General features: G+C 75.3%; 1 protein-coding gene. It reads left to right on the forward strand.

What is annotated here, in order from left to right:
- Window positions 1-62 precede the first annotated feature (62 nt).
- Complete coding sequence (locus tag JYK04_RS36155) at window positions 63-22,478, forward strand: SDR family NAD(P)-dependent oxidoreductase (RefSeq protein ID WP_373317566.1); 22,416 nt, start codon at window positions 63-65, stop codon at window positions 22,476-22,478.
- The last annotated feature ends 20 nt before the right edge of the window (window positions 22,479-22,498 follow it).

Below are 22,498 nucleotides of genomic sequence, written 5' to 3' on the forward strand. Positions count from 1 at the left end.
GTGAGGTTCCAATGGCGGATCAGGTAGCGGATCAGAACAAGATCATCGGCTACTTGAAGCGGGTGACGGCCGATCTGCACCAGACACGGCAGCGCCTGCGCGAGGTCGAGGCCCAGGAGCCGGAGCCGATCGCCATCGTCGGCATGGCCTGCAGGTTCCCCGGCGGCATCCAGTCGCCGGAGGACCTGTGGGACCTGGTCGCGGGTGGCCGGGACGCCATCACCGACTTCCCCACCGACCGCGGCTGGGACATCGAGTCCCTGTACGACGCCGACCCCGACCGGCGGGGCACCTCGTACACCCGCGAGGGCGGGTTCCTGGACGGGGTCGGCGAGTTCGACGCCGCGTTCTTCGGGATCAGCCCGCGCGAGACCCTCGGCATGGACCCGCAGCAGCGCCTGCTGCTCGAAACGTCCTGGGAGACCTTCGAGCGCGCGGGGATCGACCCGGCGACGCTGCGCGGCAGCAAGGCCGGCGTGTTCATCGGCACCAACGGCCAGGACTACCCCGACCTGCTCCGCGACGGCGTCCCCCAGGGCGTCGAGCAGTACCTCCTCACCGGGAACGCGGCCAGCGTCGTCTCCGGCCGCCTCTCCTACACCTTCGGCCTCGAAGGCCCCGCCGTCACCGTCGACACCGCCTGCTCGGCCTCGCTCGTCGCCCTCCACCTCGCGGTGCAGGCGCTGCGGGGCGGGGAGTGCTCCCTCGCGCTGGCGGGCGGTGTCACGGTCATGTCCAGCCCGCGCGCCTTCGTGCAGTTCAGCCGGCAGCGCGGACTCGCCCCCGACGGCCGGTGCAAGCCGTTCGCCGACGGCGCCGACGGCACCGGCTGGGGCGAGGGCGTCGGCATGCTCCTCGTCGAGAAGCTCTCCGACGCCCGCCGCCTCGGGCACCCCGTACTCGCCGTGGTCCGCGGCTCCGCGATCAACCAGGACGGCGCGAGCAACGGCCTGACGGCACCCAACGGCCCCTCGCAGCAGCGCGTCATCCGCCAGGCGCTGACCAACGCCGGGCTCACCCCGGCGCAGGTCGACGTCATCGAGGCGCACGGCACCGGCACCACCCTCGGCGACCCCATCGAGGCGCAGGCCATCCTGGCCACGTACGGCCAGAACCGGCCCGAGGGCCGGCCGCTGTGGCTGGGCTCCATCAAGTCCAACATCGGACACACCCAGGCCGCCGCCGGTGTCGCGGGCATCATCAAGATGGTCGAGGCGATGCGGCACGGCGTGCTGCCCGAGTCGCTCCACATCGACCAGCCCTCCAGCGCCGTCGACTGGAGCACCGGCGACGTCGAACTGCTCACGCGGGCCGTCCCGTGGCCCGAGACCGGCCAGCCGCGCCGCGCCGGCATCTCCTCGTTCGGCGTCAGCGGCACCAACGCCCACACCGTCATCGAGCAGGCCCCGCCCGCCGAGGCACCCGGCGCGGACACGAAGACCGACGGCACGGGCACCACGGCCGACGGCAGCGGCGACGACGCCGAAGCCGCCGCGGAAGGCGCCACCGGGCCCGTGCCGCTGCTGGTCTCCGGCCAGGGCGACGACGCCCTGCGCGCCCAGGCCGCCCGCCTCGCCGCACACCTGCGGGCCGACCCCGCACTCGCGGCGGACCCCGCGGCCCTGACCGACCTCGGTTTCTCCCTCGCCACCAGCCGCTCCGCCCTCGACCGCCGCGCCGTCCTGTTCGCCGCCGACCGCGAGCAGCTGCTCGCCGACCTCGCCGCGCTCGCCGCGGGCGAGCAGCCCGCGACCGCCGTCCTCGGCGCCCCCGGCGACGGCAACACCGCCTTCCTCTTCACCGGACAGGGCAGCCAGCGCCCCGGCATGGGCCGTGAGCTGTACGCCACCCACCCCGGCTTCGCCCGCGCCCTCGACGCGGTCCGCGACGAACTCGACCGGCACCTCGAACGCCCGCTGTACGACGTGCTGTTCGCCGCCGAGGGCACCCCCGAGGCGGCGCTCCTCGACGCCACCGCCTACACCCAGGCCGCCCTGTTCGCCGTCGAGGTCGCCCTCTACCGCCAGCTCGAACAGTGGGGCGTCACCGCCGACTTCCTCATCGGGCACTCCATCGGCGAACTCGCCGCCGCCCACGTCTCCGGCGTCCTCACCCTCCCCGACGCGGCCGCCCTCGTGGCCGCCCGCGGCCGCCTCATGCAGGCCCTGCCCGCCGGCGGCGCGATGATCGCCGTCGAGGCCACCGAGGACGAGGTCACCCCGCTCCTCACCGACCGGGTGTCCATCGCCGCCGTCAACGGCCCCCGCTCCGTGGTCGTCTCCGGTGACGCGGACGCCGCCGAGCAGGTCGCCGAGGCCCTGCGCGCCCGCGGCCGCCGCACCAAGCGGCTCACCGTCAGCCACGCCTTCCACTCGCCGCTCATGGACGGCATGCTCGACGCGTTCCGGGAGGCCGCCGAGGCCGTCTCCTACGCGCCGCCCGTCATCCCGATCGTCTCCAACCTCACCGGCGCCTCCGTCACCGCCGAGGAGATCTGCACCGCCGACTACTGGGTCCGCCACGTCCGCGAGGCCGTCCGTTTCCACGACGGGGTGCGCGGCCTGGCCGCGCTCGGCGTCACCACCTTCGTCGAGGTCGGCCCCGGCGGGGTCCTGACCGCCCTCGCACAGGACTGCCTCGCCGGCGAGGACGACCGCGACGGCGCCGTCTTCGTCCCCGCCCTGCGCGCCGACCGTCCCGAACCGGCCGCGTTCGCCGCCGCCGTCGCCCGGGCCCACGCGCACGGCGTCCGGGCCGACTGGTCCGCCGTCTTCGCCGGGCGCGGCGCCACCCGCGTCGACCTGCCCACGTACGCCTTCCAGCGGGGCCACTACTGGCCCGAACAGCCCACCGCCTGGACCGGCGACGTCACCGCCGCCGGCATCGGCTCCGCCGACCACCCCCTCCTCGGCGCCGCCATCGCCCTGGCCGACGGCGACGGCTACCTCTTCACCGGCCGGCTCTCCCTGGCCACCCACCCCTGGCTCGCCGACCACACGGTCATGGACACCGTGCTGCTGCCCGGCACCGCCTTCGTCGAACTCGCCCTCCAGGCCGGCGAGCACACCGGTTGCGAACTCCTCGACGAGCTCACCCTCCAGGCCCCCCTGGCCCTGCCCCCGCACGGCGGCGTCCAGATCCAGCTCGCCGTCGGCGCCCCCGACGCCGACGGACGGCGCGCCCTGACCCTGCACTCCCGGCCCGAGGACGCCGCCGACGACACCTGGGGCGAAGGCGCCTGGACCCGGCACGCCACCGGCTTCCTCACCCCCGCCACCGCACGCCCCGCCCCGCACCCCGGCTCCGACCTCGCCACCTGGCCGCCGCAGGGCGCCACCGCCGTCCCCGTCGAGGGCCTCTACGAGCACCTCACCGCCTCCGGCTTCGCCTACGGACCCGTATTCCAGGGCCTGACCGCCGCCTGGCAGCGCGCCGACGAGGTCTTCGCCGAAGTCCGCCTGCCCGAGCAGGCGCACGCCGAGGCCGCCCTGTTCGGTCTGCACCCCGCCCTGCTCGACGCCGCGCTGCACGCCGTCGGCATGGGCTCCCTGCTGGAGGACACCGAGCACGGCAGACTGCCGTTCTCCTGGAGCGGCGTCACCCTCCGCGCCATCGGCGCCCGCGCCCTGCGCGTGCGCCTCGCGCCCGCCGGCCAGGACACCGTCCGCGTCGACCTCGCCGACGAGTCCGGCGCGCCCGTCGCCACCGTCGAAGCCCTGCTGCTGCGCCCCGTCACCCCCGACCAGGTACGGGCGGCCCGCACCGCCTTCCACGACTCGCTGTTCCGCGTCGAGTGGAGCCCGCTGGCCCTGCCGGCCGCCACCACCGTCGCCCCCGGCCAGTGGGCCCTGCTCGGCGAGGCCGGGGCCGGCCCCCGGTTCACCACCGTGCTGCCCACCGCCGCCGCGCACGGCGACCTCGCCGCGCTCGCCGCGGCCATCGAGGCAGGCGGCCCCGTACCGCAGGCCGTCGTCGTCCCCGTCCCCGCCGTGGCCGGGCCCGCGCGGGCCACCGTCGACGCCGCGCTGTCCGGCGCCGTCCGGGACGCGCTGCACCACGCCCTGGACCTGGCCCAGGCCTGGCTCGCCGACGCCCGCTTCGACGGCTCCCGGCTCGTGTTCGTCACCGAGGGCGCCGTCGCCACCGCCGTCGGCTCCGACGTGGCCGACCTGGCGCACGCCCCGCTGTGGGGCCTGCTGCGCTCGGCGCAGTCCGAGCACCCCGACCGGTTCGTCCTGCTCGACCTGGACGACCGCGAGGAGTCCCTGCGCGCCCTGCCCGCCGCGCTCGCCACCGCCGAACCGCAGCTCGCCCTGCGCGAGGGCCGTGCCGTCGTCCCCCGGCTCGGCCGCGTCCCCGCCCTCCCCGCCGCCGAGGGACAGCAGACCCGCCCGCTCGACGCGGACGGCACCGCCCTCGTCACCGGCGCCACCGGCACCCTCGGCGGGCTCGTCGCCCGCCACCTGGTCACCGAGCACGGCGTCCGCCGCCTGCTGCTGACCAGCCGCCGCGGCGAGGCCGCCGCCGGAGCCGGTGAACTCCTCGCGGAACTGCGCGCCCTGGGCGCCGAGGTGACCCTCGCCGCCTGCGACGCCGCCGACCGCGAGGCACTCGCCGCGCTGCTGGACGGCATACCGGCCGAGCACCCGCTGACCGCCGTCGTCCACACCGCCGGCGTCCTCGACGACGGCATCCTCGAAGCGCTCACCCCCGAGCGGCTCGACCACGTCCTGCCCGCCAAGGTGGACGCGGCCGTCCACCTGCACGAGCTGACCCGTGACGCCGACCTCGCGGCGTTCGTCCTGTTCTCCGCCGCCGCCGGCACCCTCGGCGCCGCCGGACAGGCCAACTACGCCGCCGCCAACACCTTCCTCGACGCCCTCGCCCACCGCCGCCGAGCCGAAGGCCTGCCCGCCACCGCGCTCGCCTGGGGCCTGTGGGCCGAGCGCAGCGGCATGACCGGCGACCTCGCCGACACCGACCTGGAGCGCATCTCCCGCGCCGGAGTCGCCGCGCTGTCCTCCGCCGAGGGCCTCGCCCTCATGGACACCGCCCGCGCCACCGGCGACGCCACCGCCGTCCCCATGCACCTCGACCTGGCCGCCCTGCGCCAGGCCGACGCGAGCATGGTCCCGCCGCTGCTGCGCGGCCTGGTCCGCCCCGCCGTGCGCCGGGCCGCCGCCGCCCAGGGGACAGCCCCCGCCGACGGCCTCACCGAGCGCCTGCTGCCGCTGACCGCCGCCGAACGCGACCGGCTGCTGCTGGCCACCGTCCGGGTCCAGGTCGCCGCCGTCCTCGGCTTCCCCGGCCCCGACGCCGTCGACCCCGGCCGCGCCTTCAAGGAACTCGGCTTCGACTCGCTCACGGCCGTCGAACTGCGCAACCGCCTCGGCTCCGCCACCGGCGTCCGGCTGCCGGCCACCCTCGTCTTCGACTACCCCACCCCGAACGCGCTCGCCGCGTTCCTGCGCACCGAACTCCTCGGCGACCAGGCCGCCCAGGCCCCGGCCGCCACCACCGCGGCCACCGCCCGGGCCGTCGCCGACGAGCCCATCGCCATCGTCGCCATGAGCTGCCGCTACCCCGGCGGTGTCAGCACCCCCGAGGAGCTGTGGCAGCTCGTCGCCGGCTCCGCCGACGCGATCTCCCCGTTCCCCACCGACCGCGGCTGGAACCTCGACGCGCTCTACGACTCCGACCCCGGCCGCGCCGGCACCTCGTACACCCGCGAGGGCGGCTTCCTGCACGACGCCGCCGACTTCGACCCGGACGTCTTCGGCATCAACCCGCGCGAGGCCCTCGCCATGGACCCGCACCAGCGGCTCCTGCTGGAGACCTCCTGGGAGGCCTTCGAACGCGCCGGGATCGACCCCGCCGCGATGCGCGGCAGCCGCACCGGCGTCTTCGCCGGTGTCATGTACCACGACTACCTGACCCGGCTCCCGGCCGTCCCCGAGGGTCTGGAGGGCTACCTCGGCACCGGCACCGCCGGAAGCGTCGCCTCCGGCCGCATCTCGTACACCTTCGGCCTGGAGGGCCCGGCCGTCACCATCGACACGGCCTGCTCCTCCTCCCTCGTCGCCCTGCACCTCGCCGCGCAGGCCCTGCGCAGCGGCGAGTGCGACATGGCGCTCGCCGGCGGCGTCACCGTCATGTCCACCCCGGACACCTTCATCGACTTCAGCCGCCAGCGCGGCCTGTCCACCGACGGCCGCTGCAAGTCCTTCTCCGCCGACGCCGACGGCACCGGCTGGGCCGAGGGCGCCGGCATGATCCTCGTCGAGCGGCTCTCCGACGCCCGCCGCAACGGCCACCCGGTCCTGGCCGTCGTCCGCGGCACCGCCGTCAACCAGGACGGTGCCTCCAACGGCCTCACCGCCCCCAACGGGCCCTCCCAGCAGCGCGTCATCCGCGAGGCACTCGCCCACGCCGGCCTGACCACCGCGGACGTCGACGCCGTCGAGGCGCACGGCACCGGCACCACCCTCGGCGACCCCATCGAGGCGCAGGCGCTGCTCGCCACCTACGGCCAGAACCGGCCCGCGGACCGGCCGCTGCGCCTGGGTTCCATCAAGTCCAACATCGGCCACACCCAGGCCGCGGCGGGCGCCGCCGGCATCATCAAGATGGTCCAGGCCATGCGGCACGGCGTCCTGCCCGCGTCGCTGCACATCGGCGAGCCGTCCCCGCACATCGACTGGAGCGCCGGCGCCGTCGAACTCCTGACGGAGTCCGCCGCCTGGCCCGAGACGGGCCGCCCCCGCCGCGCGGGCATCTCCTCCTTCGGCGTCAGCGGCACCAACGCGCACGTCATCATCGAAGCGCCGGCCGCCGATCAGGAGCCGGACGCGGACGCGCACGCCGACGCCGGTCCGGCGGACGCCGCCGGCGTCCCCGCGGGCACCCCGCTGCCGTTCCTCCTCTCCGGCCGCACCCCCGACGCGCTGCGCGCCCAGGCCGCCCGGCTCGCCGACCACCTCGCGCAGCGCCCCGAAGCGGCCCCGGCCGACGTGGCGCTCTCCCTGGCCACCACCCGTACCGCCCTGGACCGCAGGGCCGCCGTCGTCGCCTCCGACCGCGACGGGCTCCTCACCGCGCTCGCCGCCCTCGCCGAGGGCCGCGACAGCGCCCGGCTCGTCCGCCACGACGCCGCCGACGGCCGCCTCGCCGTCCTCTTCACCGGACAGGGCAGCCAGCGCCCCGGCATGGGCCGCGAACTGTACGGCGCGTACCCCGCGTTCGCCGCCGCCCTCGACGAGGTGTGCGCCGCACTGGACCCGTACCTCGGACAGCCCCTCAAGGACGTCCTGTTCGACGAGGACGACACCCTCCTGAACCGGACCGGCCACACCCAGCCCGCCCTGTTCGCGCTGGAGACCGCGCTCTACCGCCTCGTCGAGACCTGGGGCGTGCGCCCCGACTTCGTCGCCGGCCACTCCATCGGCGAGATCACCGCCGCGCACGTCGCGGGCGTCCTGACGCTGTCCGACGCGGCCGCCCTCGTCGCCGCCCGCGGCCGCCTCATGGAGGAACTGCCCCAGGGCGGCGCGATGATCGCGCTGACCGCCACCGAGGACGAGGTCCGGCCGCTGCTCGCCGGCCACGAGGACCGGATCGGCATCGCCGCCGTCAACTCCGCCTCCGCCGTCGTCATCTCCGGCGACGAGACCCTCGCGCTGGAGATCGCCGCCGAGTTCGAGCGGCGCGGCCGCCGGACCAAGCGGCTCACCGTCAGCCACGCCTTCCACTCCCCGCTGATGGACGGCATGCTCGACGCCTTCCGCGACGTCGCCGCCTCCCTCACCTACCACGCCCCCGCCATCCCCGTCGTCACCCACCTCACCGGAGCCGTGGCGGGCGACGAACTGCGCACCCCCGAGCACTGGGTCTCCCACGTCCGCGAGGCCGTCCGCTTCCTCGACGGCATCCGCACCCTGGACGCCGAGCACGTCACCACCTACCTCGAACTCGGCCCGCAGGGCGTACTGTCCGGCCTCGGCCGCGACTGCCTCACCGAGACCGACGGCGAGAGCGGCAGCGGCGGCGGCGACACCGACGCCGTGTTCGTGCCGGCCCTGCGCCGCGACCGCGGCGAGGCCGAGGCCATCGCCGCCGCCGTGGCCGCCCTCCACACCCGCGCCGTCCCCCTCGACTGGTCCGCGTACTTCGCCGCGACCGGCGCCCGCCGCGTCGACCTGCCCACGTACGCCTTCCAGCGCCGCCGGTTCTGGCTCGAAGCCCCCGCCGGATTCATCGGGGACGTCGAATCGGCCGGTCTGGGCGCCGCCCACCACCCGCTGCTCGGCGCCGCCGTGCCGCTCGCCGACGGCGAGGGCTTCCTGTTCACCGGCCGCCTCTCCCTCGACACCCACCCCTGGCTCGCCGACCACGCCGTCATGGGCACGGTCCTGCTGCCCGGCACCGCCTTCGTCGAACTCGCCGTACGCGCCGGCGACCAGGCCGGCTGCGACGTCCTCGAGGAACTCACCCTCGAAGCCCCGCTGGTCCTCACCCCGCACTCCGCGGTACGCCTCCAGATCGTGGTCAGCGCCCCCGACCAGGACGGCCGGCGCACCCTCGACCTGTACTCCGGCGACCCCGACGCCGCCGACGACGAGCCCTGGACCCGGCACGCCGCGGGCGTCCTCGCCTCCGGCGCGCCGCGCCCCGCCTTCGACCTCACCGCCTGGCCCCCGCCCGGCGCCGAGGCCGTCGCCGTCGACGGCCTGTACGAGCACCTCGGCCAGGGCGGCTTCGCCTACGGGCCCGTCTTCCAGGGCCTGCGGGCCGCCTGGACCCTCGGCGGGGACGTCTACGCCGAGGTGGCCCTGCCCGAAGACCGCCACGCCGAGGCCACCCGCTTCGGCCTGCATCCGGCGCTCCTTGACGCCGCCCTGCACGCCACGTTGGTCTCCTCCGACGGCGACCGGCAGGCCGGACTGCCGTTCTCCTGGCGCGGCGTGTCCTTGCACGCCGTCGGCGCGTCCGCGCTGCGCGTCCGCCTCACCGCGGACGGCGACGACACCCTCCGCCTCCAGCTGGCCGACACGACCGGCGCGCCCGTCGCCACCGTCGACCACCTGATCGTCCGGCCCGTCTCCGCCGACCGGCTCGCCGGCGCCTCCCGCGCCGCGTACCACGAGTCGCTGTTCCGGATCGAGTGGGCGACCGTCCCGCTCCCGCCCGGCGCCGCCGACGATCCCGCGACCCCATGGGCCGTCATCGACGCCGGCCCGGCCTCCGGCGCGGGCTCCGCTGCCGGCTCCGCCGCGCTGCCCGGCCCGGTCCACGCCGACCTCGCCGCCCTCGGTGCGGCCCTCGACGCGGGCGCCCCCGCCCCCGCGTACGTCCTCGCCCCCTGCCCGTCCGCCCCGGCGCAGGCACTCACCCCGGACGCCGTCCGCGCCGCCACGCACCGGGCCCTCGCCCTCGTCCAGGGCTGGCTCGCCGACGACCGGTTCGCCGCGTCCCGCCTGGTGTTCGTCACCCGCGGCGCCGTCGCCACCCAGGGCGACTGGGACCTCGCCGACCCGGTCCACGCCCCCGTCTGGGGCCTGGTCCGCTCCGCGCAGTCGGAGAACCCCGACCGCTTCGTCCTGGCCGACCTCGACGGCGACACCCCGGCGGAAACCCTCGCCGCCGCCCTCGCCGGCGGCGAACCGCAGCTCGCGATCCGCCGCGGCACCGTCCACGCGCCCCGCCTCGCCCGGGTCCCCGCCACCACGCCGCTGACCCCGCCCGCGGACGGCACCGCCTGGCGCATGGACATCGAGGACAAGGGCACCCTCGACCACCTCACCCTGGTCCCCAGCCCCGAGTCCGAGGCACCCCTGGAACCCGGGCAGGTCCGCGTCGCCGTACGCGCCGCCGGCCTCAACTTCCGCGACGTGCTCAACGCCCTCGGCATGTACCCCGGCGACCCCGGCCTCATGGGCAGCGAAGGCGCCGGCACCGTCGTCGAGACCGGCCCCGGCGTCACCGACCTCGCGCCCGGCGACCGCGTCATGGGCATGCTCCCGGGCGCCTTCGGCCCGCTGGCCGTCGTCGACCGCCGCATGATCGCCCCGATGCCCGAGGGCTGGACGTTCGCCGAGGCCGCCGCCGTACCGATCGTCTTCATGACGGCGTACTACGCGCTCAGCGACCTCGGCGGCCTGCGCGAGGGCGAGACCCTCCTCGTCCACGCCGCCGCCGGCGGCGTCGGCATGGCCGCCGTCCAGCTGGCCCGCCACTGGGGCGCCGACGTCTACGCCACCGCCAGCCCCGCCAAGTGGGACACCCTGCGCGGACTCGGCCTGACCGACGACCGGATCGCCTCCTCCCGCACCCTCGACTTCGAGGAGACCTTCCGCACCGCCACCGCCGGACGCGGCGTCGACGTCGTCCTCGACTCCCTCGCCCGCGAATTCGTCGACGCCTCCCTGCGGCTCCTGCCGCGCGGCGGACGCTTCGTCGAGATGGGCAAGACCGACGTCCGCGACCCCCGCGACGTCGCCGCCGCCCACCCCGGCGTCAGCTACCAGGCGTTCGACCTCACCGAGGCCGGCCTCGACCGCATCCAGGAGATGCTCACCGAGCTCCTCGGCCTCTTCCGGTCCGGCTCCCTGCGCCCGCTGCCGGTCTCCGCCTGGGACCTGCGCCAGGCCCCCGAGGCCTTCCGCTACCTCAGCCAGGCACGCCACGTCGGCAAGATCGTGCTCACCGTGCCCGCCGACTGGAACCCCGACGGCACCGTCCTCATCACCGGCGGCACCGGCACCCTCGGCGCGCTCGTCGCCCGCCACGCCGTCACCGTCCGCGGCGCCCGCCGCCTGATCCTGACCAGCCGCCGCGGCGAGGCCGCCGCCGGCGCCGCCGAACTCGCCGCGGAGCTGCGCGCCCTCGGCGCCGACGTCACCGTCGCCGCCTGCGACGCCGCCGACCGCGAGGCCCTCGCCGCGCTGCTGGACGGCATACCGGCCGAGCACCCGCTGACCGCCGTCGTCCACACCGCCGGCGTCCTCGACGACGGCATCGCCGAGGCCCTCACCCCGCAGCGGATCGACCACGTCCTGCGGCCCAAGGCCGACGCGGCCCTCCACCTGCACGAGCTGACCCGCCACCACGACCTGGCCGACTTCGTCCTCTTCTCCTCCGCCGCCGGCACCTTCGGCGGCGCCGGCCAGGCCAACTACGCGGCCGCGAACGTCTTCCTCGACGCCCTCGCCCGCCACCGCCAGGCACACGGCCTGCCCGGCACCTCCCTCGGCTGGGGCCTGTGGGCCGAGGCCAGCGGCATGACCGGCGAGCTCGATACCGCCGACAAGGACCGCATGACGCGCTCCGGCGTCCTCGGCCTCTCCTCCGAAGAGGGCCTCGCCCTCCTCGACACCGCCCACCACACCGGCGACGCCCACCTCGTCCCCATGCAGCTCGACCTCGCGCCGCTGCGCCAGGCCGACGCCGGCATGGTGCCCGCGCTGCTGCGCGGCCTCGTCCGCGCCCCCGCCCGCCGGGCCGCCCAGGCCACCGCCGCCGGGGCCGGAACCCCGCTGGTGGAGCAGCTCGTACGCCTTCCCGAGAACGAGCGCGACGCGCTCCTGCTCGACCTCGTACGCGACCAGGTGGCCGCCGTCCTCGGCCACGCCACCCCCGACGCCGTCGAACCCGGCCGCGCCTTCAAGGACCTCGGCTTCGACTCGCTGACCGCCGTCGAGTTCCGCAACCGCCTCGGCGCCACCGCCGGGGTCCGGCTGCCCGCCACCCTCGTCTTCGACTACCCCACCCCCACGGTCCTCGCCGGCTACCTCAAGGACGAACTCCTCGGCTCCGAGGCCGCTGCCGCCGCCCTCACCGTCCGGTCGGCCGCCGCCGAGGCCGACGACCCCATCGCCATCGTCGCCATGAGCTGCCGCTTCCCCGGCGGCGTCCGCAGCCCCGAGGACCTGTGGGAGCTGCTCGCCGAAGGCCGCGACGGCATCGCACACCTCCCCGCGGACCGCGGCTGGGACACCGAGGCGCTCTACGACCCCGACCCGGACAACCCCGGCACCTCGTACGCCCGCGAAGGCGGCTTCTTCTACGACGCCCCCCACTTCGACCCGGCGTTCTTCGGGATCAACCCGCGCGAGGCCCTCGCCATGGACCCGCAGCAGCGCCTGCTGCTGGAGACCTCCTGGGAGGCCTTCGAACGCGCCGGGATCGACCCCACGGGCCTGCGCGGCGCACAGGTCGGCGTGTTCGTCGGCCAGATGCACAACGACTACGTGTCCCGCCTGAACACCGTCCCCGAAGGCGTCGAGGGCTACCTCGGCACCGGCGGCTCCAGCAGCATCGCCTCCGGCCGCGTCTCCTACACCCTCGGCTTCGAGGGCCCGGCCGTCACCGTCGACACCGCGTGCTCCTCCTCGCTGGTCGCCCTGCACCTCGCGGCGCAGGCCCTGCGGGCCGGCGAGTGCTCCCTCGCCCTGGCGGGCGGCGTCACCATCATCACCACCCCCGACGTGTTCACCGAGTTCAGCCGCCAGCGCGGCCTCGCCGCCGACGGTCGCTGCAAGCCCTTCGCGGCCGCCGCCGACGGCACCGCGTGGGGCGAGGGCGTCGGCATGCTGCTCGTCGAGCGGCTCTCCGACGCCCGCCGCAACGGCCACCAGGTCCTGGCGGTCGTCCGCGGCACCGCCGTCAACCAGGACGGCGCGAGCAATGGCCTGACCGCGCCCAACGGGCCGTCCCAGCAGCGCGTCATCCGCCAGGCCCTCGCCAACGCCGGCCTGGCCTCCGCCGACGTCGACGCCGTCGAGGCCCACGGCACCGGCACCCGGCTCGGTGACCCCATCGAGGCGCAGGCCCTGCTCGCCACCTACGGCCAGGACCGCCCCGAGGACCGGCCGCTGTGGCTGGGCTCCGTGAAGTCCAACTTCGGCCACACGCAGGCCGCGGCTGGTGTTGCCGGCATCATCAAGATGGTCCAGGCGATGCGCCACGGCATCCTGCCCGAGACCCTGCACGTGGACGAGCCGTCCCCGCACGTCGACTGGTCGGCGGGCGCGGTCTCGCTGCTCACCGAGCAGCGCCCGTGGCCCGAGACCGGCCGCCCGCGCCGCGCCGGCATCTCCTCCTTCGGCATGAGCGGTACGAACGCGCACGCCATCGTCGAGCTCCCCGAGAGCCCCGTCACCGCGGCCGCCCCGGCCGTCCCGGTCGCCCCGGCGGCGCTTCCGTGGCACCTGAGCGCCCGCACCCCCGAGGCCCTGCGGGCCCAGGGCGAGCGGCTCCTGTCCCACCTGGAGGCACACCCGCACACGCCGCCGGCCGACATCGGCCACTCGCTGGCGACCGGCCGGGCCGTGTTCGACCACCGCGCGACCGTGGTCGCCGCCGACCTCGACGGCTTCCGTACCGGCCTGGCCGCCCTCGCCGCGGGCCGCTCCGCAACGGGCCTGGTCCAGGGCTCGACCGCGGCCGGGAAGCTCGCCTTCCTGTTCACGGGACAGGGCAGCCAGCGCCTCGGCATGGGCCGTGAGCTCTACGAGACCCACCCGGTGTTCGCGGCCGCGCTGGACGCGGTGTGCGAGCGGCTGGAACTGCCGCTGAAGGAAGCCCTGTTCGGGGACGACGCCGCTGTCCTGGACCGTACGGAACACACCCAGCCGGCCCTGTTCGCCGTCGAGGTGGCCCTGTTCCGCCTCGTCGAGTCCTGGGGAGTGAAGCCGGACTTCCTGTCCGGGCACTCGATCGGTGAGATCGCCGCCGCGCACGTCGCGGGCGTCCTCTCGCTGGAGGACGCGTGCACGCTGGTGGCGGCCCGCGGCCGCCTGATGCAGGAACTGCCCGCGGGCGGGGTCATGATCGCGCTGGAGGCCTCGGAGGACGAGGTCCTGCCGCTGCTCACCGACCGGGTGAGCATCGCGGCGGTCAACGGTCCGCGCTCGGTGGTCATCGCCGGTGACGAGGACGCGGCGGTCGCCGTCGCGGAGTCGTTCGCCGATCGCAAGACGAAGCGGCTGACGGTCAGCCACGCGTTCCACTCGCCGCACATGGACGGCATGCTCGACGCCTTCCGCCAGGTCGTGGCGGGGCTGTCCTTCGGCGCCCCGCGCATCCCGGTCGTCTCGAACCTCACCGGCGCGCTCGTCTCGGACGAGATGGGATCGGCCGAGTTCTGGGTCCGCCACGTCCGCGAGGCCGTCCGCTTCCTCGACGGCATCCGCGCCCTCGAAGCCGCCGGGGTGACGACCTACGTCGAGCTCGGCCCCGACGGCGTGCTCTCCGCGATGGCACAGGCCTGCCTGACCGACGACACCGGTTCCGCCGCCTTCGCCCCCGCCCTGCGCGCGGGACGCGCCGAGGCAGAGACCCTGCTCTCGGCGCTGTCCACCGCGTACGTGCGCGGCACCGCCGTCGACTGGCCCGCGTTCTACGCCCCGCTCGGGGGCCGGCGCGTCGACCTGCCGACGTACGCCTTCCAGCGCAGCGTCTACTGGCTCGACGCCGGCCGTGCGGACGGCGACGTCGCGGCGGCCGGACTCGGCACCGCCGACCATCCGCTGCTCGGCGCCGAGGTCCAGCTGCCCGACTCCGACGGCCACCTCTTCACCGGCCGGCTGTCGCTGACCACCCACCCCTGGCTCGGCGACCACCGGGTCATGGGCTCCGCCCTCCTGCCCGGCACGGCTTTCGTCGAGCTCGCGCTCCGGGCCGGCGAGCACGTCGGATGCGATCTGGTCGACGAACTCACCCTGGAAGCACCCCTCGTGCTGCCCGAGCACGGCGGCGTGCAGCTGCGGCTCTCCGTCACGGCGGCCGACCCGTCGGGCCGGCGCCGCGGCCTGACCCTCCACTCCCGCCACGAGGGGGTGGACCCGGACGCGCCGTGGACGCGGCACGCCGTCGGTGTGCTCGCCACCGGGGCCGAACCGGACCCGCAGGGCCTCACCGAGTGGCCGCCGGCCGGGGCGGTGGCCGTCCCCGTCGAGGGCCTGTACGAGGGCCTCGCGGACTCCGGGTTCGGCTACGGGCCGGTGTTCCAGGGCTTGCGGGCCGCTTGGCGCCAAGGCGACGCCCACTACGTCGAGGTCGCGCTCCCCGAGGGAGCCGAGGACGACGCCGCACGGTTCGGTCTGCACCCCGCTCTCCTCGACGCGGCCCTGCACGCGCTCGGACTGCGCACCGAGCACACCGCCGGCACCGAAGGACGGCTCCCGTTCTCCTGGTCCGGTGTCAGCCTGCACGCGGTCGGCGCCCGCGCACTCCGGGTGCGCCTGACCACCGCCCGAAACGGCGAGGTGGCCCTCACGATCGCCGACGCCACCGGGGCGCCCGTCGCCTCGGTCGCCGGCCTGGCCCTGCGGTCCGTCAGCCGCGACCAGCTCGACACCGCTCCGGACCTGACGCGTGACGCCCTGTTCCGTGTGGAGTGGGCGCCGGCGGCCGGGGGCGGATCCTTCGACGACTGGATGATGCTGGGCGAGGCGGAGGGCGCTCCGGCGGCGCTGGTGGTGCCGTGCGTGGAGCCGGCCGCCGGCGATGTGACCGGCACGGTGCACGCGGAGACCGCCCGGGTACTGGCGCTCCTGAAGGACTGGCTGGCCGACGAACGGTCGGCGGACTCGCGTCTGGTGTTCCTGACGCGGGGCGCCGTGGCCGCCGTACCGGGCGAAGGCGTGTCCGATCTGGCGCACGCTCCGGTGTGGGGCCTGGTGCGCTCGGCGCAGTCGGAGAACCCCGGCAGGCTCGTCCTGGTCGACATCGACGCCGAGAGCGACCTGGCGGACGGGCTGTCGGCCGCGCTGGCCTCGGGCGAGTCCGAGGTCGCGGTACGGGGCGGTTCGGTCCTGGTGCCGAGGCTGGCGCGTACGGCGGTCGCCGCTGACGCGGGTGTCGAGTGGGATGCCGATGGCACGGTGCTGGTGACGGGTGCGAGTGGTTCGCTGGGCGGTCTGTTCGCCCGTCACCTGGTGACCGAGCACGGCGTACGGCGTCTACTGCTCGTCAGCCGGCGCGGCGAGGCTCCGGAGTTGTCGGCCGAGCTCGCCGCCCTGGGCGCCGAGGTGTCGTGGGTCGCGTGTGATGTGGCCGACCGCGAAGCGCTGGCGGCCGCACTGGCAGACATCCCCGCTGAGCACCCGCTGACGGCGGTCGTGCACACGGCCGGTGTCCTGGATGACGGTGTCGTCGGTTCGCTGACCGCCGAGCGGCTGTCGGCCGTGCTGCGGCCGAAGGTGGACGCGGCGTGGAACCTGCACGAGCTCACCCAGGATCTGGACCTCGACGCGTTCGTGTTGTTCTCGTCGGCCGCCGGTGTGTTCGGTGGCGCGGGCCAGGCCAACTACGCGGCCGCCAACACGTTCCTGGACGCCCTCGCCGCCCACCGCAGGGCGCAGGGACTGGTCGCCACCTCCCTCGCCTGGGGCCTGTGGACCGGCGTCGGCGGCATGGGCGGTGACCTGGCCGACGGCGACCGCGAGCGCATCAACCGCGGCGGCATCGGCGTCCTCGCGCCGGAGACCGGCCTCGCCCTCTTCGACGCGGCCCGCCGCACGGACGAGCCGCTGCTCGTGCCCCTCCCGCTCGACCTGGCCGCCCTCCGCGCCCAGGCGCGCACCGGCCTGGTTCCCGACCTGCTGCGCGGCCTGGTCCGGGTACCGGCACGCCGGGCGGCGGGCCAGGGGGCCACGGCCGACGGGTCCGCGCTCCGCGCGCGGCTGTCCGCGCTGCCCGCCGAGGAGCGGGAAGCGGCCCTGCTGGAGACGGTCCGGGCCGAGGTGGCCGCCGTACTCGGCCACGCCTCGACCGACGAGGTGCCGGCCGACCGGGCGTTCAAGGAGCTCGGCTTCGACTCCCTGACCTCCGTGGAACTGCGCAACCGCCTCGGCGCCGCCATCGGCGAACGGCTGCCCGCGACGCTCGTCTTCGACTACCCCACGCCGAGCGCGCTCGCCGCGTACCTGAGGACCGAGGTCCTGGGCCTGTCCCTGACCTCGGACGAGGAGACGGCCACCGCGGCCGGCGCCACTGACGCGTCCCTCGGCGCCGCGCTCCACGACGACCCCATCGCGATCGTCGGCATGAGCTGCCGCTACCCCGGCGGGGTCGAAACCCCCGAGGACCTGTGGCGCCTGGTGGTGGGCGGCATCGACGCCATCTCGGAGTTCCCGCAGGGCCGCGGCTGGGACCTGGAGTCCCTGTACGACCCGGACCCGGACGGCAAGGGCACCAGCTACACCCGCTCCGGCGGCTTCCTCCACGACGCGGGCCGGTTCGACCCGGCGTTCTTCGGGATCTCGCCGCGTGAGGCCGTCGCGATGGACCCGCAGCAGCGCCTGCTGCTGGAGACCTCGTGGGAGGCCTTCGAGCGGGCCGGCATCGACCCGGCCACGCTGCGCGGCAGCCGCACCGGCGTCTTCGCCGGCGTGATGTACCACGACTACGCCACCCGGATCACCTCCGTGCCCGACGGCGTCGAGGGGTACCTCGGCACCGGCAACTCCGGCAGCATCGCCTCGGGCCGCGTCTCGTACGCCTTCGGCCTGGAGGGCCCGGCGGTCACCGTCGACACGGCCTGCTCCTCCTCCCTCGTCGCGCTGCACTGGGCGATCCAGGCGCTGCGCGGCGGCGAGTGCACCATGGCCCTGGCCGGAGGTGTCACCGTCATGTCGACGCCGGGCACCTTCACCGAGTTCAGCCGCCAGCGCGGGCTCGCCGCCGACGGCCGCATCAAGTCCTTCGCCGCGGCCGCCGACGGCACCAGCTGGGCCGAGGGCGCGGGCATGCTGCTCGTCGAGCGCCTGTCGGACGCCCGCCGCAACGGGCACCCGGTGCTCGCCGTGGTCCGTGGCTCCGCGATCAACCAGGACGGTGCCTCGAACGGCCTGACCGCTCCGAACGGCCCCTCCCAGCAGCGCGTCATCCGCCAGGCACTGGCCTCCGGCGGGCTGACCAGCGAGCAGATCGACGTGGTCGAGGCGCACGGCACGGGTACGACCCTGGGCGACCCGATCGAGGCGCAGGCGCTGCTGGCCACGTACGGCCGGGAGCGTGCGGCGGCGGACGAGCCGCTGTGGCTGGGCTCGATCAAGTCCAACATGGGCCACACGCAGGCCGCCGCCGGTGTCGCGGGCATCATCAAGATGATCATGGCGATGCGGCACGGGGTCCTGCCCAAGACGCTGCACGTCGACGAGCCGACCCCGCACGTGGACTGGGAGGACGGCGCCGTCACGCTGCTCACCGAGAACATGCCGTGGCCGGAGACGGGCCGCCCGCGCCGGGCCGGTGTGTCGTCGTTCGGCATCAGCGGCACCAACGCGCACACGATCATCGAGCAGGCTCCGGAGGAGGCGGCTGTGACCGCCGCCGACGGCGACGCGGTGCCGGTGCTGCCGTACGTGCTGTCCGCGAGGTCGGCGGACGCGCTGCGCGGCCAGGCGGCCCGTCTGCGGGCGCGCCTGGAGGACTCGGCCGCGCTGAGGGCCACGGACGTGGCGTACTCGCTGGCGACCCGGCGTGCCGCCTTCGACCACCGTGCGGTGGTCGTGGCGGCGGACCGGGAGGAGCTGCTGCGTGGTCTGGGTGCCCTGGAGAGCGACGACCTGGCCACGGCCGGGGTCGTGCGGGGCACCGTGAGCGCCGCCGGGGCCGGGAAGCTCGCCTTCCTGTTCACCGGGCAGGGCAGCCAGCGCCTCGGGATGGGGCGTGAGCTGTACGACGCCTTCCCGGTGTTCGCGGCCGCGCTGGACGCGGTGTGCGAGCGGATGGAACTGCCGCTGAAGGACGTCCTGTTCGGGGACGATGCCGCTGTGCTGCACCGGACCGGGTACACGCAGCCGGCGCTGTTCGCGGTCGAGGTGGCGCTGTTCCGGCTCGTCGAGAGCTGGGGTCTGCGTCCGGACTTCCTGTCCGGGCACTCGATCGGTGAGATCGCGGCCGCGCACGTGGCCGGGGTGTTCTCGCTGGAGGACGCGTGTGCGCTGGTGGAGGCGCGTGGTCGTCTGATGCAGGCGCTGCCGTCCGGTGGCGTGATGGTCGCGGTGCAGGCGTCGGAGGACGAGGTTCTGCCGCTGCTGACCGATCGCGTGAGCATCGCGGCCGTCAACGGCCCGCGCTCGGTGGTCATCGCCGGCGACGAGGACGCGGCGGTCGCGGTCGCGGAGGCCTTCCCGGACCGCAAGAGCAAGCGCCTCACCGTGAGCCACGCCTTCCACTCGCCCCACATGGACGGCATGCTCGCCGACTTCCGCAAGGTCGCCGAGGAACTGTCGTACGGCGCCCCGCGCATCCCGGTCGTCTCCAACCTGACCGGCGCCCTCGTCACCGACGAGATGGGCTCCGCCGACTTCTGGGTCCGGCACGTCCGCGAGGCCGTCCGGTTCCTGGACGGCATCCGCGCCCTGGAGGCCGCCGGAGTCACCACGTACGTCGAGCTCGGCCCCGACGGCGTGCTCTCCGCGGTGGCCCAGGAGTGCCTGACCGAGGACCGGGCCCGGTTCGCGCCCGCCCTGCGCACCGGCCGCCCCGAGCCCGAGACCCTGAGCAACGCCCTCGCCCTCGCCCACACCCACGGCGCGGCGGTGAACTGGGAGGCGTACTTCGCCCCGAGCGCCGCACGCCAGGTCGAGCTGCCCACGTACGCCTTCCAGCGCGACTGGTACTGGCTCGACTCGGCACCCACCGCACAGAACACCCCGGGCGACGCCGCCGGCTTCGGCCTCGGCACGACGGACCACCCGCTGCTGGGCGCGGCCGTCGAACTGCCCGACTCGGACGGGTACCTCTTCACCGGCCGGCTCTCGTCGGCCACCCAGCCGTGGCTCGCGGACCACGCCGTCCTCGGCTCGGTCCTCCTGCCGGGCACGGCCTTCGTCGAACTCGCGGTACGCGCCGGCGACCAGGTCGGCTGTGACGTCCTGGAAGAGCTGACCCTGGAGGCGCCGCTCGTCCTCCCCGAGCGTGGCGGAGTCCAGCTGCGGCTGTCCGTCGCCGGAGCCGACGAGTCCGGCCGACGCTCCCTGTCGCTGTACTCCCGTGACGAGGACAGCCCCGCCGACGAGCCGTGGACGCGGCACGCCACCGGCGTCCTCACCACCGGCGACGCCCCGGCCCCCGCGGCCGACCTCACGGCATGGCCGCCGGCCGGAGCCGAACCGGTGGACATCGACGGCCTCTACGAAGGACTCGCCGCTGCCGGATTCGACTACGGCCCCGCCTTCCAGGGCCTGCGCTCGGCCTGGCTCCACGGCGACGCCGTGTACGCCGAGGTGAGCCTGGACGAGGAGACGGCGGAGGCAGCCGACTGGTTCGGTCTCCACCCGGCGCTCCTGGACGCCACCCTCCACGCGGCCGGTCTCGGCGCGCTCGTCGAGAACACCGGCCAGGGACGGCTCCCGTTCGCCTGGAGCGGCGTACGGCTGCACGCGGCCGGCGCCTCGTCGGTACGAGTCCGCCTGACCCCGGCCGGCCGCGACGCCATCGCGCTGGAACTCGCCGACACGGCGGGTGCGCCGGTCGCCTCGGTCGAGTCGCTCGTGCTGCGGGCGGTCTCGCCCGAGCAGATCGGGGCGGCGCGCGGCGGTCGCCTGGAGTCCCTGTTCCAGGTCGAGTGGACGGCCGTGCCGCTCACCCCGGTGTCCGCGTCGGAGCAGCGCCCCTGGGTGCTGCTCGGGGACGGCCATGCCGGTCTGGACACGGTGGGCGTGCGCTACGAGGCCCACCGTGGTGGGCTCGCGATGCTCGTGGATCCGGCGCTGGTGTGCGTCCCGCTGTCCCCGGACACAGGTCCGCAGGACGTGGCGGGTGCGGTGCACGCGGAGACGGGTCGGGTGCTGGCGCTGGTGCAGGAGTGGCTGGCCGATGAGCGGTTCGAGGATTCGCGTTTGGTGTTCCTGACCCAGGGTGCGGTGGAAGCCGTACCCGGTGAGGGAGTGTCGGACCTGGTCCACGCCTCGGTGTGGGGTCTGGTGCGTTCGGCGCAGTCGGAGAACCCGGGGCGGATCGTCCTGGCCGACACCGACGGCAGCGACGCCTCCTACCGTGCGCTGCCCGCGGTAGTGGCCTCGGGTGAGTCCGAGGTCGCGGTTCGGGGCGGTTCGGTGCTGGTGCCGAGGCTGGCGCGTACGGCGGTCGCCGCTGACGCGGGTGTCGAGTGGGATGCCGATGGCACGGTGCTGGTGACGGGTGCGAGTGGTTCGCTGGGCGGTCTGTTCGCCCGCCACCTGGTCACCGAGCACGGTGTACGGCGCCTGTTGCTCGTCAGTCGGCGCGGCGAGGCGGCCGCTGGTGCTGCGGAGTTGTCGGCCGAGCTCGCTGGTCTGGGTGCCGAGGTGTCGTGGGCGGCGTGTGATGTGGCCGACCGCGAGGCGCTCGCCACTGTGATCAAGGCCGTTCCCGCTGAGCACCCGCTGACCGGGGTCGTGCACACGGCCGGTGTCCTGGACGACGGTGTGGTCGGTTCGCTGACCGCCGAGCGTCTGTCGGCCGTACTGCGGCCGAAGGTGGATGCGGCATGGAACCTGCACGAGCTCACCCAGGATCTGGACCTCGACGCGTTCGTGTTGTTCTCGTCGGCCGCCGGTGTGTTCGGTGGTGCCGGTCAGGCCAACTACGCGGCCGGCAACGTGTTCCTGGATGCCCTGGCCGCCCAGCGTCGGGCGCGGGGTCTGGCGGCCACGTCCCTGGCCTGGGGTCTGTGGGCCGAGGTCGGCGGTATGGGTGGCGCCCTGGATGCCGAGGACGTGTCCCGGCTCGGCCGTGGTGGCGTCAACGCGCTCACCGCCGCCGAAGGCGTGGCGCTGTTCGACGCCGCCACCGCCACCGGGCAGCCGCTGCTGGTGCCGGTGAAGCTGGACCTTGCGGCCCTGCGGGCCCAGGCGGGCAGTGGCATGCTCCCGCCGCTGCTCTCCGGCCTGGTCCGTACGCCGGCACGCCGCGCCGCCGGCGCCACCGCCCCCGGTACGGACGGTGGAGCCGAGCTGCGCGAGCGCCTCACCGGGCTCTCGCCGGCCGCGCGGGACGAGGCGCTGCTGGAGCTGGTCTGCACGTACGTCGCCGGGGTCCTCGGCTTCGCCGGACCCGAAGCGGTCGACCCGGCGCGGTCGTTCAACGAGGTCGGCTTCGACTCGCTGACCGCCGTCGAACTCCGCAACCGCCTCGGCGCCGCCACCGGCGTCCGGCTGCCCGCCACCCTCGTCTTCGACTACCCGACGCCCACGGCGCTGGTGGAGTTCCTGAAGGACGAACTCTGGCAGGACGGCGCGGCGGCCGTACCTCCGCTGCTCGCCGAACTGGACCGACTGGAGAAGTCGCTCGTCACCTCGACGCCCGACGACGCCGGCCGCGACCGCATCACCGAGCGGCTGCAAGCGCTGCTGGCCGCCTGGAGCGAAGCCGGTGAACAGGCCGCGGTCGCCTCGGACTCCGACGGCGCCGACGTGGCCGAGGCGCTGGAGAGCGCGACCGACGACGACCTCTTCGACTTCATCGGCAAGGAGTTCGGCATCTCATGACGAGGCGACTCCGCCCTTCC

The sequence above is a fragment of the Streptomyces nojiriensis genome (assembly GCF_017639205.1).
Classification (GTDB): Bacteria; Actinomycetota; Actinomycetes; order Streptomycetales; family Streptomycetaceae; genus Streptomyces; species Streptomyces nojiriensis.